This window comes from Caenispirillum salinarum AK4 (genome assembly GCF_000315795.1).
GTDB lineage: Bacteria > Pseudomonadota > Alphaproteobacteria > Rhodospirillales > Rhodospirillaceae > Caenispirillum > Caenispirillum salinarum.
The window spans coordinates 1-16,450 of sequence record NZ_ANHY01000038.1; the positions used below are offsets into that span (position 1 = coordinate 1).

At 65.9% G+C, this 16,450-nt stretch carries 11 protein-coding genes and 1 tRNA gene; all 12 read right to left on the bottom strand.

Annotated features, from left to right (window positions below; translation table 11 throughout):
- Window positions 1–89 precede the first annotated feature (89 nt).
- Window positions 90–2,165, bottom strand: a complete 2,076-nt coding sequence (fusA, locus tag C882_RS22110; protein ID WP_009542923.1) for an elongation factor G — start codon at window positions 2,163–2,165, stop codon at window positions 90–92.
- A 47-nt stretch (window positions 2,166–2,212) separates the two neighbouring features.
- Window positions 2,213–2,680 carry a 30S ribosomal protein S7 gene (rpsG, locus tag C882_RS22115; RefSeq protein WP_009542924.1) on the bottom strand — a complete coding sequence of 156 codons (468 nt, stop codon included), beginning with the start codon at window positions 2,678–2,680 and terminating at the stop codon, window positions 2,213–2,215.
- Window positions 2,681–2,695: 15 nt separating this feature from the next.
- A complete protein-coding gene (gene rpsL, locus C882_RS22120; RefSeq protein WP_009542925.1) occupies window positions 2,696–3,067 on the bottom strand; it encodes a 30S ribosomal protein S12 in 372 nt (123 codons plus the stop codon).
- A gap of 393 nt (window positions 3,068–3,460) precedes the next feature.
- Window positions 3,461–7,990, bottom strand: coding sequence for a DNA-directed RNA polymerase subunit beta' (gene rpoC / locus C882_RS24280; protein ID WP_009542926.1), 4,530 nt, complete (start codon window positions 7,988–7,990; stop codon window positions 3,461–3,463).
- Between the two features lie 179 nt (window positions 7,991–8,169).
- Window positions 8,170–12,345, bottom strand: coding sequence for a DNA-directed RNA polymerase subunit beta (gene rpoB / locus C882_RS22130; protein ID WP_043647243.1), 4,176 nt, complete (start codon window positions 12,343–12,345; stop codon window positions 8,170–8,172).
- A 391-nt stretch (window positions 12,346–12,736) separates the two neighbouring features.
- The gene (gene rplL, locus C882_RS22135) at window positions 12,737–13,114 is read right to left on the bottom strand and encodes a 50S ribosomal protein L7/L12 (protein ID WP_043647246.1); all 378 of its coding nucleotides are present in this window, start codon (window positions 13,112–13,114) and stop codon (window positions 12,737–12,739) included.
- A 78-nt stretch (window positions 13,115–13,192) separates the two neighbouring features.
- Window positions 13,193–13,714 carry a 50S ribosomal protein L10 gene (gene rplJ / locus C882_RS22140; protein ID WP_009542930.1) on the bottom strand — a complete coding sequence of 174 codons (522 nt, stop codon included), beginning with the start codon at window positions 13,712–13,714 and terminating at the stop codon, window positions 13,193–13,195.
- A 300-nt stretch (window positions 13,715–14,014) separates the two neighbouring features.
- Window positions 14,015–14,713, bottom strand: a complete 699-nt coding sequence (rplA, locus tag C882_RS22145; RefSeq protein WP_009542931.1) for a 50S ribosomal protein L1 — start codon at window positions 14,711–14,713, stop codon at window positions 14,015–14,017.
- A gap of 4 nt (window positions 14,714–14,717) precedes the next feature.
- Window positions 14,718–15,146 (bottom strand): 50S ribosomal protein L11, encoded by a 429-nt coding sequence (gene rplK / locus C882_RS22150; protein WP_009542932.1) that lies wholly within the window; start codon window positions 15,144–15,146, stop codon window positions 14,718–14,720.
- A gap of 153 nt (window positions 15,147–15,299) precedes the next feature.
- Entirely contained in the window at window positions 15,300–15,830 is a 531-nt protein-coding gene (gene nusG, locus C882_RS22155) for a transcription termination/antitermination protein NusG (protein ID WP_009542933.1), read from the bottom strand.
- A 7-nt stretch (window positions 15,831–15,837) separates the two neighbouring features.
- Window positions 15,838–16,035 carry a preprotein translocase subunit SecE gene (gene secE, locus C882_RS22160; protein WP_009542934.1) on the bottom strand — a complete coding sequence of 66 codons (198 nt, stop codon included), beginning with the start codon at window positions 16,033–16,035 and terminating at the stop codon, window positions 15,838–15,840.
- Window positions 16,036–16,178: 143 nt separating this feature from the next.
- Window positions 16,179–16,254: transfer RNA gene (locus C882_RS22165), tRNA-Trp, on the bottom strand.
- Between the last annotated feature and the right edge of the window lie 196 nt (window positions 16,255–16,450).

The window sequence follows — 16,450 nt, forward strand, 5'->3', positions numbered from 1 at the left end:
GTGCCGATGTTGCAGTGCGGCTTCGAGCGCTCAAACTTTTCCTTCGCCATCTTTCAAATGTCTCCAGCTTCAAATCGGCTGTAAGGGCCTCAGCCGGCCATCTTGGCGCGGATCTCTTCCGAAACGTTGTTCGGAACTTCCGCGTAGTGGTCGAACTGCATGGTGTACTGGGCGCGACCCTGCGACATGGAGCGCAGGTTGTTCACGTAACCGAACATGTTCGCCAGCGGCACGTGGGCGTTGACGACGCGGGCGATGCCGCGCTGGTCCATGCTCGACACGTTGCCGCGGCGGCTGTTCAGGTCGCCGATGATGTCGCCCATGTAATCCTCGGGGGTCACGACCTCGACCTTCATCATGGGCTCGAGCAGCTTCGGGCCGCACTTCGGCACGCCTTCCTTGAAGGCGGCGCGGGCCGCGATCTCGAAGGCCATGACGCTGGAGTCGACGTCGTGGTACGCGCCGTCCACCAGGGTCGCCTTCAGCTTGGTCATCGGGAAGCCGGCCAGCACACCGGAATCGATGGACTGACGCAGGCCCTTTTCCACACCCGGGACGTATTCCTTGGGCACGGAGCCGCCGACCACCTCGGACTTGAACTCGAACTCGTCGTTCTCGTTCGGCTCGAAGCGGATGACCACCTTGGCGAACTGACCGGAACCACCCGTCTGCTTCTTGTGGGTGTAGTCCACCGTGAAGCTCTTGGAGATGGTCTCGCGGTAGGCCACCTGCGGGGCGCCGACGTTGGCGTCCACCTTGAACTCGCGACGCAGGCGGTCGACGATGATGTCCAGGTGCAACTCGCCCATGCCCTTGATGACCGTCTGGCCCGACTCGTGGTCGGTGGTCACGCGGAACGACGGATCCTCGGCGGCCAGGCGCGCCAGGGCCATGCCCATCTTTTCCATGTCGGCCTTGGTCTTCGGCTCGACGGCGACCTCGATGACGGGGTCCGGGAACTCCATGCGCTCGAGCACGACCGGCTTGGCCGGGTCGCACAGCGTGTCACCCGTCGTGGTGTCCTTCAGGCCCACGATGGCGACGATGTCGCCGGCCGACGCCCACTTGATCTCTTCACGGTTGTTGGAGTGCATGAGCAGCATGCGGCCGATGCGCTCGCGCTTGCCCTTCACCGTGTTCAGGACGTAGCTGCCGGACTCGACGATGCCCGAGTAGATGCGGGCGAAGGTCAGCGAGCCGACGAACGGGTCGTTCATGATCTTGAACGCCAGCGCCGAGAACGGCTCCTGGTCGTCGGGGCTGCGCTTGACCTCTTCGTCGCTGTCGGGGAGCACGCCCTTGATGGCGGGCACGTCCAGCGGGGACGGCATGAAGTCGATCACGGCGTCCAGCATGGTCTGGACACCCTTGTTCTTGAAGGCGGTGCCACACAGGACCGGCGTGAAGGCCATGCCGATGGTGCCCTTGCGGATCAGCTCCTTGAGCTTCTCCTCGGTGGGCTCGGTGCCCTCGAGGTACGCCTCCATGGCCTCCTCGTCCTGCTCGACGGCGGCCTCGACCAGCTTCTCGCGGTACTCGGCGGCCTTGTCCTGCAGGTCCTCGGGGATGTCGGTGTATTCGTAGGAGGCACCCAGGTCGTCACCCTTCCAGATGACGGCCTGCATCTTCACCAGGTCGACGAGGCCGACGAAATCGGACTCGGAGCCGATCGGCAGGTTGATGACCAGCGGGTGCGCGCCCAGGCGGTCGACGATCATGTCGACGCAACGGTAGAAGTCCGCGCCCATGCGGTCCATCTTGTTGACGAAGCACATGCGCGGCACGTGGTACTTGTCAGCCTGGCGCCACACCGTCTCGGACTGCGGCTCCACGCCAGCCACCGAGTCGAACACCGCGACGGCACCGTCGAGCACACGCAGGGAGCGCTCCACCTCGATGGTGAAGTCCACGTGGCCCGGGGTGTCGATGATGTTGATCCGGTGGTCCTTCCAGAACGCGGTGGTCGCAGCGGAGGTGATCGTGATGCCACGCTCCTGCTCCTGCTCCATCCAGTCCATGGTGGCCGCGCCGTCGTGGACCTCGCCGATCTTGTGCGACTTGCCCGTGTAATACAGGATTCGCTCGGTCGTCGTGGTCTTGCCGGCATCGATGTGCGCCATGATGCCGATGTTGCGGTACATATTGAGCGGGGTTTCGCGTTTCATGTCGCTTACTCTTCGCTGCGTGCTGCGTTCGGAAGGACCGGCCGGAATTACCAGCGGTAGTGCGAGAACGCCTTGTTGGCCTCGGCCATCCGGTGCGTGTCTTCCCGCTTCTTGACGGCACCACCGCGGTTGTTCGCGGCATCCATCAGCTCGCCGAAGAGACGGTCCACCATGGTGGTCTCGGAGCGCTTGCGCGCGTTGTCCACCAGCCAGCGGAACGCCAGCGCCTGGCGACGCTCGGGGCGCACCTCGACGGGCACCTGGTAGGTGGCACCGCCGACACGGCGGGAGCGCACCTCGACGGCCGGCTTCACGTTGTCCACGGCTTCGTGGAACATCTCCACCGGGTCGCTGCCCTTGGCGCCCAGACGGTCGAGCGCGCCGTAGACGATCTTCTCGGCCACGGCCTTCTTGCCGTCCAGCATGATGTTGTTGATGAACTTGGCGAGGACCAGATCACCGAACTTGGCGTCCGGCAGGACCTCGCGCTTAACCGCTGCGCGGCGACGAGACATGGTTCTGCTTCCCTCTTACTTCGGACGCTTCGCGCCGTACTTGGAACGACGCTGGCGACGGTCCTTGACGCCCTGGGTGTCGAGCGTGCCGCGGATGATGTGGTAGCGGACACCCGGCAGGTCCTTCACGCGGCCGCCGCGGATCAGCACGACCGAGTGTTCCTGGAGGTTGTGACCCTCGCCGGGGATGTACGAGGACACCTCGTAGCCGTTGGTCAGACGCACACGCGCGACCTTACGAAGGGCCGAGTTCGGCTTCTTCGGGGTGGTCGTGTAGACGCGAGTGCAGACACCGCGCTTCTGCGGGCAAGCCTGCATGGCCGGCACCTTGTTGCGCTTAACCGGCGCTTCGCGGCCCATGCGGATCAACTGGTTGATCGTAGGCATTAACCTTCCCTTTTCCTCACGCTCTTGCGCAACATGTCGCAGGCGCGACCTAAACCGACGGGCCGTCACTGCGGCCACAACAAACAGGCCGCATGCGCGACCAAGACAAAAAACCCAGCGGACCACACCAAATGGTGGCCCCGTGGGCGTTTCCCCGTGGTCCGGCCTGGGCGGCGGACCCTATGGAAATATCGCTGTACCAGACCGCGTGTCTGGCGCCCGAAGGACGCCACCACCAGCGGCCCGGTGAGGGCGGAATACTAGTGACGCCCCCAGGGGCCGTCAAGGGAAAGAATCCCGATTTCCCCTAGCCTTCCGCCTTGAACAAAGCCACTCGGGGCGCCTGTGGAAAGACGCCCCGAGTCGCTGTGGTCAATTACCGGGATTCGGCGATCACTCGCCGGCCGGCGGCGGGGTTTCCCCGCCGGTCTCGCCGGAGGCCGGCGGCACGTCGCCGCCCTCTTCCGGTCCGCCCGGCAGCGCGGCCGTGGCCGCCGCCTGGCTGATGTCCTGCATCTCCTTGTCGCGGCCGGCCGCGATCTGGCGCATGGTGTTCATCATCGCCCCCGTACCCGCCGGGATCAGGCGGCCGACGATGACGTTCTCCTTCAGGCCGATCAGGCTGTCCACCTTGCCCGAAACCGCCGCTTCCGTCAGGACGCGGGTGGTTTCCTGGAACGAGGCGGCCGAGACGAAGGAGTGGGTCTGCAGCGACGCCTTGGTGATGCCCTGCAGCACCGCCTCCGCCGTGGCGGGACGGCCGTTCTCCTTGATGGTCTTCTCGTTCTCGAGCGCGAACTCGAGACGGTCGACCTGCTCGCCCACCAGGAAGGTGGTGTCGCCGGGCTCGGTGATCTCGACCTTCTGCAGCATCTGGCGGCAGATCACCTCGATGTGCTTGTCGTTGATCTTCACGCCCTGCAGTCGGTAGACGTCCTGGATCTCCTTGATCAGGTAGTCGGCCAGCGCCTCGACGCCCATGACACGCAGGATGTCGTGGGGCACCGGGTTGCCGTCCATCAGCGGGTCGCCCTTGCGGACGTAGTCGCCTTCCTGGACCGACAGGTGCTTGCCCTTGGGCACCAGGTACTCGAACGAATCGCCCTCTTCCGTGGTCACGACCACGCGGCGCTTGTTCTTGTAGTCCTTGCCGAACTCCACGCGGCCGTCGACCTCGGAGATGATGGCGTGGTCCTTCGGGCGCCGCGCCTCGAACAGCTCCGCCATGCGCGGCAGACCGCCCGTGATGTCGCGGGTCTTGGACGATTCGCGCGGGATACGCGCCAGCACGTCACCGGCGTGGACCTTCTGGCCGTTCTCCACCGACAGGATGGCGTCCACCGACATGAAGTAGCGGGCTTCCATGCCGTTGGGCAGGTTCACCACGTCGCCGTTCTCGTCCCGCAGGGTGACGCGGGGCTTGAGGTCGGAGCCGCGCGGCTGCTGCTTCCAGTCGACGACGACGCGGGACGCGACGCCCGTCGCCTCGTCGGTGACCTCGCGCATGGACACGCCTTCCACCAGGTCGACGTAGTTCACGATGCCTTCGCGCTCGGTGATGATGGGCAGGGTGTACGGATCCCAGTCCGCCATCTTCTGCCCCTTCTCCACCGTGTCGTCGTCGGAGACGTGGATGCGGGCGCCGTAGGGCACGCGGTGACGCGCCTTCTCGCGGCCGTTCACGTCCAGCAGCAGGATCTCGCAGTTGCGCGCCATGACGACGGCCACGCCCTCGGAGTTCTGCACGACGTTGCGGTTGAGCACCTTGACCTTGGAGTCGAAGGCCGCCTCGATGCTCGACTGCTCCGCACCACGCTGGGCCGCGCCGCCGATGTGGAACGTGCGCATGGTCAGCTGGGTGCCGGGCTCGCCGATGGACTGGGCGGCGATGACGCCCACGGCCTCGCCGATGTTGGCCTTGGTGCCGCGCGCCAGGTCACGGCCGTAGCACTTGGAGCAGATGCCGCCCTGCGTCTGGCACGTCAGCACCGAGCGGATGCGAACGGACTCGACGCCGGCCGCCTCGATCATCTCCAGGTGGCGTTCCTCGATGAGGTCGCCCTTGGCCACGATCGTGGTGTCGGTGTTGGGGTCGTACACGTCCTCGGCGGCCGTGCGGCCCAGGATGCGGTCGGCCAGCGACACGACCACCTCGCCGCCGTCCACCACAGGGGTGGCCGTCAGGCTTTCCTCGGTGCCGCAGTCGTCCTCGATGATGATGGCGTCCTGCGCCACGTCCACCAGACGACGGGTCAGGTAGCCCGAGTTGGCCGTCTTCAAGGCGGTGTCGGCCAGACCCTTACGGGCACCGTGGGTGGAGTTGAAGTACTCCAGCACGGTCAGGCCTTCCTTGAAGTTCGAGATGATCGGCGTCTCGATGATCTCGCCCGACGGCTTGGCCATCAGGCCGCGCATGCCGGCGAGCTGCTTCATCTGGGCGGCGGAGCCACGGGCACCGGAGTGCGCCATCATGTAGACCGAGTTGACGCCCTTGGCCGGATCGACCTTGGAGATCTCGCCCATCATCGCGTCGGCGACCTTCTCGGTGCACTGCGCCCAGGCGTCGACGACCTTGTTGTACTTCTCGCCCTGGGTGATCAGGCCGTCCTGGTACTGCTGCTCGAACTCCTTCACCTGGGCTTCGGTCTCCGCGATCATGCCCGCCTTGCTGTCGGGGATGACCATGTCGTCCTTGCCGAAGGAAATGCCGGCCTTGGCGGCCTGCTTGAAGCCCATGGCCATGATGCGGTCGCAGAAGATCACGGTCTCCTTCTGGCCGCAGTGGCGGTAGACCACGTCGATGACCTCGGAGATGTCCTTCTTGCGGAGCAGCCGGTTAACCAGCTCGAACGGCACCATCTTGTTCTTGGGCAGCACCGAGCCCAGCATCATGCGGCCCGGCGTGGTGGCCACCAGGCGCACCACCGCGTTGCCCTCGGAATCAACCGTGGGCAGGCGGGCGAGCACCTTGGTGTGCAGGCCGACGACCTTCTCGTGCAGGGCCTCCTCGATCTCGTTGGAGGTCGAGAAGATGGGAACGGGGAACAGCAGCGCGCGGTCGTCCTTGACCGCCGCCATCAGGGCCTCGATGCCATCGTAGTTGAAGGCCTGGCCCGGGTTCTCCTTGTTGAAGACCCCGATCTTGCCCTCGTTGACGCCCTTCTCGACCGCCGCCGCGTCGTCCATCTTGACCACGCGGTGAGCCCAGATCTTGCCGTTGGCGACGTCGGCCGACAGCTGCTCCAGGTTATCGGTGGCGATGGGGTTGGCCGGGTCGCGCGGGTTCCAGAAGTAGGCGTCGCCGGCGTCGATGGCCGCCTTCAGCTCGTCCATGTCCTGGAACTTGAGCCGCAGGCCGGGCTGCTCGTCACCTTCCATGGTCAGGTAGTAGATACCCAGCACCATGTCCTGGGTCGGAACGATGATCGGCTTGCCGTTGGCCGGGCTGAGGATATTGTTCGTCGACATCATCAGCACGCGCGCTTCCAGCTGCGCTTCCAGCGACAGCGGAACGTGCACGGCCATCTGGTCGCCGTCGAAGTCGGCGTTGAAGGCGGTGCAGACCAGCGGGTGCAGCTGGATGGCCTTGCCCTCCACCAGCACCGGCTCGAACGCCTGGATGCCCAGGCGGTGCAGCGTCGGCGCGCGGTTGAGCATGACCGGGTGCTCGCGGATCACCTCTTCCAGGATATCCCAGACCTCGGGACGCTCCTTCTCCACCATGCGCTTGGCGGCCTTGATGGTGGTCGCCATGCCATAGAGTTCGAGCTTGGAGTAGATGAACGGCTTGAACAGCTCCAGCGCCATCTTCTTGGGCAGGCCGCACTGGTGCAGCTTCAGTTCCGGGCCGACCACGATGACCGAACGGCCAGAGTAGTCGACGCGCTTGCCCAGCAGGTTCTGACGGAAGCGGCCCTGCTTGCCCTTCAGCATGTCCGACAGCGACTTCAGCGGACGCTTGTTCGCACCCGTGATGGCGCGGCCGCGGCGGCCGTTGTCGAACAGGGCGTCGACGGCCTCCTGCAGCATGCGCTTTTCGTTGCGGATGATGATCTCGGGCGCGCGCAGTTCCATCAGCCGCTTCAGGCGGTTGTTGCGGTTGATGACGCGGCGGTACAGGTCGTTCAGGTCCGAGGTCGCGAAGCGGCCGCCGTCCAGCGGCACCAGCGGGCGCAGTTCGGGCGGGATCACCGGAATGACTTCCAGGATCATCCACTCCGGGCGGCAGCCGGACTCGATGAAGGCCTCGAGGATCTTCAGGCGCTTGACCAGCTTCTTGCGCTTGGCCTCCGACGACGTCTCGCGCAGCTCGGCGCGCAGTTCCTCGCGCAGCTGCGGCAGGTCCAGCACCACCAGCATGTCGCGGATGGCCTCGGCGCCGATGCCGGCGGTGAAGCTGTCCTCGCCGTACTCGTCAATGGCGCGCTGGTACTGCTCCTCGGTCATCAGCTCATGGAGCTTCAGCGGGGTCAGGCCCGGCTCGATGACCACATAGTTCTCGAAGTACAGGACGCGCTCGAGATCCTTCAGCGTCATGTCCATGAGCAGGCCGATGCGGCTCGGCAGGCTCTTGAGGAACCAGATGTGCGCCACCGGCGCGGCCAGCTCGATGTGGCCCATGCGCTCGCGGCGCACCTTGGACAGGGTGACCTCGACGCCGCACTTCTCGCAGATGATGCCGCGGTACTTCATGCGCTTGTACTTGCCGCACAAGCACTCGTAGTCCTTCACGGGGCCGAAGATGCGCGCACAGAACAGGCCGTCGCGCTCGGGCTTGAAGGTACGATAGTTGATGGTCTCCGGCTTCTTGATCTCGCCGAATGACCAGGACCGGATCTTCTCGGGGCTCGCGATGGAAATCTTGATCTGGTCGAACGACTGGGTGCCGCTGACCTGACCGAAGATCTTCATAAGCTCATTCATGCCTACTCTCCCGCTGCGGGCGTCGGACGGGGACCATGCCCGGGATCCCGTGGGGCGGTCCACCCGCCCGTGCCACGCACTACATGGCGGCCCAATTCTGGATCGGGCCGCCGGGCCCTAGAGTGTGGGGAGCGGGCGAGGCGCCCGCAACCCGTTCTTCCACAAATGCTAAAGCAGCATCAGCCCTCGCTTTGGCCAAGCTCCACGTCGAGGCCCAGCGACCGCATTTCCTTCACGAGCACGTTGAAGGACTCGGGGATGCCGGCCTCGAACGTGTCGTCGCCGCGGACGATCGCCTCGTAGACCTTGGTGCGGCCCGACACATCGTCGGACTTCACCGTCAGCATCTCCTGCAGCGTGTAAGCCGCGCCGTAGGCTTCTAGGGCCCACACCTCCATTTCACCGAAGCGCTGACCGCCGAACTGGGCCTTGCCGCCCAGCGGCTGCTGGGTGACCAGCGAGTACGGCCCGATGGAGCGGGCGTGGATCTTGTCGTCGACCAGGTGGTGGAGCTTCAGCATGTAGATGTAGCCCACCGTGACCTGGCGGTCGAACGGCTCGCCCGTGCGCCCGTCGTGCAGGGTGACCTGGCCGGAGACGTGCAGGTTCGCCTTGCCCAGCATGTCGGCGATGTCCGCCTCGCGGGCGCCGTCGAACACCGGTGTGGCGATGGGCACGCCCGTGCGCAGGTTGGCCGACAGCTCCTTGATCTCCTCGTCGCCGAGGTCGGCGATCTCGTCGGCATAGGCCGCATCGCCGTAGATCATCTTGAGCTTGTCGCGCAGGGCGTCCACCGACGCGCCGGCGTAGGTCACCGAGTCCAGGACGTCGCGCAGCTGGTGGCCGAGGCCGCGGCAGGCCCAGCCCAGGTGCGTCTCCAGGATCTGACCGACGTTCATGCGCGAGGGCACGCCCAGCGGGTTGAGCACGATGTCCACCTGGGTGCCGTCCTCCAGGTACGGCATGTCCTCGATGGGCACGATGCGCGAGATGACGCCCTTGTTGCCGTGACGGCCGGCCATCTTGTCGCCCGGCTGCAGCTTGCGCTTCACCGCGACGAAGACCTTGACCATCTTCAGCACGCCCGGGGGCAGCTCGTCGCCGCGCTCCAGCTTCTCGACCTTGGACTCGAAACGCTGCTGCAGGGCCGTGATGCTGTCCTCGAAGGCCTTCTTCAGGTCCTCGATCTCGGACATCACCGCGTCGTCCTCGACGGCGAACTGGCGCCACTGACCCGGCGTGTAGTCGGACAGCAGCTTCTCGTCGATCTTGACGCCGGTCGGCGCGCCCTTGGGGCCGGCGACGGCGATATGGCCGAGCAGCATCTCCTTCAGGCGGGCAGAGAAGCTGCCCTCCAGGATCTTGCGCTCGTCGTCGCGGTCCTTGGCCAGGCGCTCGATCTCGTGCCGGTCGATGGCCAGAGTGCGCTCGTCCTTCTCCACGCCGCGGCGGTTGAAGATGCGGACGTCGACGATGGTGCCCTGCGTGCCCGGCGGCAGGCGCAGGCTGGTGTCGCGCACGTCGGAGGCCTTCTCGCCGAAGATGGCGCGCAGCAGCTTCTCTTCCGGGGTGACCGGGCTCTCGCCCTTGGGCGTGACCTTGCCGACCAGGATGTCGCCGGCCTTCACCTCGGCGCCGATGTAGACGATGCCCGCCTCGTCGAGGTTCTTCAGCGCGTCCTCGCCCACGTTCGGGATGTCGCGCGTGATCTCCTCCTGGCCCAGCTTGGTGTCGCGGGCCATCACCTCGAACTCCTCGATGTGGATCGAGGTGAACACGTCGTCGCGGACGATGCGCTCGGAGATGAGGATGGAGTCCTCGAAGTTGTAGCCGTTCCACGGCATGAAGGCGACCAGCACGTTGCGACCGAGCGCCAGCTCGCCCAGGTCCGTCGACGGACCGTCGGCAATGATGTCGCCCTTCGCCACCACGTCACCCACCTTCACCAGCGGACGCTGGGTCATGCAGGTCGACTGGTTGGAGCGCTGGAACTTCAGCAGGCGATAGATGTCGACGCCCGATTCCGTGCTGACCACGTCTTCCGTGGCGCGCACGACGATACGGGTGGCGTCCACCTGCTGCACCAGGCCGGCCCGGCGGGCGACGATGGTCGCACCCGAGTCGCGGGCGACCGCCTTCTCCATGCCGGTGCCGACGAACGGCGCCTCGGCCTTGATGAGCGGCACCGCCTGACGCTGCATGTTCGAGCCCATCAGCGCGCGGTTGGCGTCGTCGTTCTCCAGGAACGGGATCAACGCCGCGGCCACCGACACCAGCTGCTTCGGAGACACGTCCACGAAGTCGATCTGGTCCGGCGAGATCAGCACGAAGTCGCCCGCCTTGCGGCAGGAAATCAGGTCGCCGACGAAGTTGTTGTCGTCGTCCAGTTCGGCGTTGGCCTGGGCAATGGTGTACTTGCCCTCCTCCATGGCCGACATGTAGACGACCTCGTCGGTCACCTTGCCGCCCTCGACCCGGCGGTAGGGGCTTTCGATGAAGCCGTACTGGTTGACCCGCGCATAGGTCGCCAGCGAGTTGATCAGGCCGATGTTCGGCCCTTCCGGCGTTTCAATTGGGCAGATGCGGCCGTAGTGGGTCGGGTGCACGTCGCGCACCTCGAAGCCGGCGCGCTCACGCGTCAGACCGCCCGGACCAAGCGCCGAGAGACGCCGCTTGTGCGTGATCTCGGACAGCGGGTTGGTCTGGTCCATGAACTGCGACAGCTGCGAACTGCCGAAGAACTCGCGCACCGCCGCCGCCGCCGGCTTGGCGTTGATCAGGTCGTGCGGCATGACCGTGTCGATGTCCACCGACGACATGCGCTCGCGGATGGCGCGCTCCATGCGCAGCAGGCCGACGCGGTACTGGTTCTCCATCAGCTCGCCGACAGAGCGGACGCGACGGTTGCCCAGGTGGTCGATGTCGTCGATCTCGCCGCGGCCGTCCTTCAGCTCGACCAGCTGCTTGACGATGCGCAGGATGTCTTCCTTGCGCAGGGTCCGCTGGGTGTCCGGGGCCTCCTCCATGGAGATGCCCAGGCGCGCGTTCATCTTCACGCGGCCAACGGCCGAGAGGTCGTAGCGCTCGCTGTCGAAGAACAGGCCGCGGAACAGCGCCTCCGCCGTCTCCAGCGTCGGCGGCTCGCCCGGGCGCATGACCCGGTAGATGTCGATGAGCGCTTCCTCGCGGCAGGTGTTCTTGTCCACCGCCAGCGTGTTGCGGATGTAGGGGCCGACGTTGACGTGGTCGATGTGCAGGACTGGCAGTTCGTCGTGGCCGCCGCGCTCCAGGCTGGCCAGCACGTCCTCGGTGATCTCCTCGCCGGCCTCGACGAAGATTTCGCCCGACGCCGGGTCGATGATGTCCTCGGCGGCGTAGCGGCCCGTCAGGTCCTCGGCCTGGACGCGGATTTCCTCCAGGCCCTGCTCGGCCAGCTTGCGGGCGGCGCGGGCCGTCACCTTCTGGCCGGCCTCCATGAGGGTCTCGCCCGTCTTGGCGTCGATCAGGTCGGAAACCAGCTTCACGCCGCGCATGGCGTCGGCGTTGAAGGCGGTCTTCCAGCCGCGCGAATCCCGGGTGTAGAGGACCTTGTCGTAGAAGTACGACAGGATGTCCTCGCTGTTCATGCCGTTGATCTCGGCCGGATCGATCGGCTTACCCTCGGCCTTGCGCTCGGCGCGCAGGGCCTCGGTCGCAGCGGAGTCCAGCGCATACAGCAGCGTCGTCACCGGCAGCTTGCGGCGACGGTCGATGCGCACGTAGGCCAGGTCCTTGGCGTCGAACTCGAAGTCCAGCCAGGAGCCGCGGTAGGGAATGACGCGGGCGGCGAACAGGTACTTGCCCGACGAGTGCGTCTTGCCCTTGTCGTGGTCGAAGAAGACGCCCGGGCTGCGGTGCATCTGCGAGACGATGACACGCTCGGTGCCGTTGACGATGAAGGTGCCCTTGTCCGTCATGAGCGGCATGTCGCCCATGTAGACGTCCTGCTCCTTGATGTCGCGGATGGAACGGGCGCCGGTGTCCTCGTCCACGTCCCACACCACCAGGCGCAGGGTGACCTTCAGCGGCGCGGCGAAGGTCATCCCGCGCTGCTGGCACTCCTCCACGTCGTACTTGGGCTCTTCGAGTTCGTAGGACACGAACTCCAGCTCACCCTTGCCGGCGAAATCCTTGATCGGAAAGACGGACTTGAAGACTTCCTCGAGACCGCTGGCGGTGCGGCCGTTGACGCCCGATTCCAGGAAACTGTCGTAGGAGCTTTTCTGCACCTCGATCAGGTTGGGCATGGGGGCGACGGACGGAATGCGCCCGAAGTCTTTCCGCACCCGCTTCCGACCAGTAAAGGACTTAGCCATTGCCGCTCCTCGTTCATAACGCGTTGGTCCATCGCGACCCGTTCCCCGCCCGACGCGCGCGAATGCGACGGGGCGTGGCCGCGCCATCCGGCGGTGAAGGCCGACCAACCAGGGCCCGCACCGCCTTCGTTCCACCCGGCGCCCGTCCCCGTCAGTCGTCCCCGCTTGACCGGTGCGGGGATGGGGGAGCGGCCGGCGGCCCGCAGGCGAAAGGCGCGCTTACGGCGGCGCGGCTTTCGTCCGGGGGCCGAGGCTGCGTCCGAACCCGGCGGATGCGCGTAACACGCGAACCGCCGGGCCGGAGCAGAAACATCGGCGGGCCGGAGGGCGATGCCCCTCTTGCGAGGAGCATGCCCATCCGGCCCAAAACGCCTTATGGCGTGTCGCCGACTTACTTCAGCTCGACGCTGGCGCCGGCCTCTTCGAGCTGCTTCTTCAGCTTCTCGGCCTCGTCCTTGTCGACGCCTTCCTTGATCGGCTTCGGCGCGCCCTCGACCAGTTCCTTGGCCTCCTTCAGGCCCAGGCCGGTGATGGCGCGGACTTCCTTGATGACGTTGATCTTCTTCTCGCCGGCGGAGGCGAGGATCACGTCGAACTCGGTCTTCTCTTCCGCGGCGGCGGCGCCACCGGCGGCCGGAGCGGCACCGGCAACGGCGACCGGCGCCGCGGCGGACACGCCCCACTTCTCCTCGAGCATCTTGGACAGCTCGGCGGCTTCCAGGACGGTCAGGTTGGACAGCTCGTCGACCAGCTTCTCGAGATCGGCCATTTCAAACTTCTCCTGAGGTTTCATGCGGCCCGCGTCAATGCGCAGGGCCATGACTGTTTCGTGAAAGAAAGACGCGCCTTACGCGGCTTCGCCCTTGTCGGCATAGGCACCGAAGACCCGCGCGAGCTGACCGGCCGGAGCCTGGGTGACGCCGGCGATACGGGTCGCCGGGGTCTGGATCATGCCCACGATCTTGCCACGCAGCTCATCCAGCGACGGCAGGGACGCCAGGGCCTTGACGCCTTCGACGTCGAGGACCTTGCCGTCGCCCATGGACCCGCCCAGGATGACCAGCTTTTCGTTGGTCTTCGCGAAGTCGTTCATGACCTTCGCGGCCGCCACCGGGTCGTCCGAGTAGGCAATCGCCGTCGGACCGGTGAACAGGTCGCTCAGACCTTCGAACTTCGTGTCGGCAAGGGCGAGACGCGTCAGACGGTTCTTCGTGACCTTGTAGCCGGCACCGGCCTCACGAACCTTCGCACGCAGAGCCTGAACATCCGAGACCGTCAGACCCTTGTAGTGGGCGACGACCACGGACGTCTTCTCCGTGAAAAGGTTGTGCAGGTCGGCAACCAGTTCCTGCTTTTCGGTACGGTTCACTTCCGTCTCCGCTTCTCTGTTCCCGCGCCCGGCGGAACCGGACGCGAGAGGTTGCGAGTTTCCCCGACCGCCCCCGAAGGAACGGCGGGGTCAACCTGCCCCAGAAGCCCAAGCCGGCACCCAACTCACTCAGGAGAAAGGAATTCCGCTTGCTGCTCCCGTCTATGCAGGACCGGGACGGTGTCCCCTTTAAGCCCGAAGGCTCCTGCGGTCTCGGACAGGTGTGGGGAGCACTGCCTCTCCCCGATGCACCCGAAGCGGCCCCCTTGCCGAGGGGCCGCCCGGGAACCTTACACGGCGTTATTCACCGCTAACGGTGGCCGTGTTGACCTTCAGGCCGGGCCCCATGGTGGAGCTGACCGCGATCTTCTCGATGTAGGTGCCCTTGGCGCCGGTCGGCTTCGCCTTGGCGATGGCGTCGACGAACGCACGCGCGTTCTCCACCAGCTGGTCCAGCGAGAAGCTGGCCTTGCCGATGCCGGCGTGCACGATGCCCGCCTTTTCGACGCGGAACTGCACCTGGCCGGCCTTGGCGGCGCGGATGGCCTCGGTGACGTTCGGGGTCACGGTGCCGAGCTTCGGGTTCGGCATCAGGCCGCGCGGACCCAGCACCTTACCCAGACGGCCGACGACACCCATCATGTCCGGCGTCGCGATGCAGCGGTCGAAGTCGATCTGACCGGCCTGGATCTGCTCGGCCAGGTCGTCGGCGCCCACGATGTCGGCACCGGCGTTGGTCGCCTCGGCCGCCTTGTCGCCCTTGGCGAACACGGCCACGCGGACCGTCTTGCCGGTGCCGTGCGGCAGCTCGACCATGCCGCGGACCATCTGGTCGGCGTGGCGCGGGTCGACGCCCAGGTTCATGGCGATCTCGACGGTCTCGTCGAACTTCGCGCTCGCGCGCTCCTTGATGGTCTTCAGAGCCTCGGGGAGATCCACGGCCGCATTCGGGTCGACACCCTCGTAGGCGGCCTTCAGACGCTTGCCAATCTTCGCCATTGTCTTACTCCGTCACCTCGAGGCCCATGGACTCCGCGGACCCGCGCACCATGGCGACGGCCGCGTCGACGTCGGCGCAGTTCAGGTCCGGCATCTTCTGCTCGGCGATCTCGCGCAGCTGCGCGACGGTCACCTTGCCGACCGTGCCCTTGCCAGGGGTCTGCGACCCCTTGGACAGACCGGCGGCCTTCTTCAGGAAGTAGGACACCGGCGGGGTCTTGGTGACGAAGGAGAAGGTGCGATCCGTGTAGGCCGTGATGACCACGGGGATCGGCATGCCCGGCTCCATGTTCTGCGTGGCGGCGTTGAACGCCTTGCAGAACTCCATGATGTTCAGACCGCGCTGACCCAGCGCGGGGCCGACCGGCGGCGACGGATTCGCCTTGCCAGCCGGAATCTGCAGCTTGATGTAACCAGCAATCTTCTTTGCCATGTCGTCCTCTAAATCATGCCCGCGCGATCATCGCGCGGGGCTTGCGAGAGGCTGCGTGGTACGCGGCGCCCGAGGACTTCCGGGCCCAACCTCCCACGCGCTTGCCGGACCCGGATGTCCCGGGGCCGGAATTCCATGCAACGGGCGGCTTTCTTAAGCCTTTTCCACCTGGGAATATTCCAGCTCGACCGGGGTGGAGCGCCCGAAGATCGACACCGAGACCTTGAGGCGGGCACGCTCCTCGTCCACTTCCTCGACCAGACCGTTGAAGCTGGCGAAGGGGCCGTCGGAGACGCGGACCTGCTCACCCACCTCGAAGGTGACCGACGGCTTGGGCCGCTCGATGCCTTCCTGCACCTGCTTCATGATCCGCTCGGCCTCGCGCTCCGTGATGGGCGCGGGGCGCCCCTTGGCGCCCAGGAAGCCGGTGACCTTCGCGGTGCCGGTGACGAGGTGGTAGGTCTCGTCGTTGAGATCCATTTTCAGAAGGACGTAGCCGGGGAAGAACTTGCGCTCGGCCTGGACCTTGGCCCCGCGGCGCACTTCCACGACCTCTTCGGTCGGCACGAGAACCTGCTCGAACTTATCGGCCATGCCCTTCTGCTCCGCCTGCTCGCGGATGGACTGGGCGACCTTGTTCTCGAAGCCCGAGTAGACGTGCAGCACGTACCAGCGCGCGGCCATTCCCCGATTACCCTCCAAGCCCGAAGACCAGCTGAACGCCCCAGGCCAGAAGCTGGTCGACGATCAGGAAAAACAGCGCGGCCAGCGTCACCATGATGAAAACCATGACCGTGGAGATCGTGGTTTCCTTGCGCGTGGGCCAGGTGACCTTCGACAACTCCTGGCGGACCTGTCGGACGAACTGGCCCGGGGTGGTTTTAGCCATGCTGTTCAGCGTCCAAAATTCCAAAAGCCGAGTCGGATACCGACCCGGCGCGATAACCTGCGGTCAAGAAGCCCGGACCGCCCGGCGAGTGTCGAACCGCACGAAGTCGGTCCGCTGGGCTGGGGCGCCAACCCGGGAGGGGCTGGCAGGGGTGGCAGGGATCGAACCCGCAGCCCCCGGTTTTGGAGACCGGTGCTCTACCAATTGAGCTACACCCCTAGGGCCCGGACGACCGCCGCCTGAACGGTGGCGGTCGCGGATACGGCCGGAAACCTGTCGGCCGGAGCGGGACGATATAACGATCCCAAACCGGTTTGACAAGTAAAAAGTCGCGCGGGCTCCGGCCGGGGCCCGCGCGACCATCTGCAGTATTACTCGATGATCTTGGCGACGACGCCGGCGCCGACGGTACGAC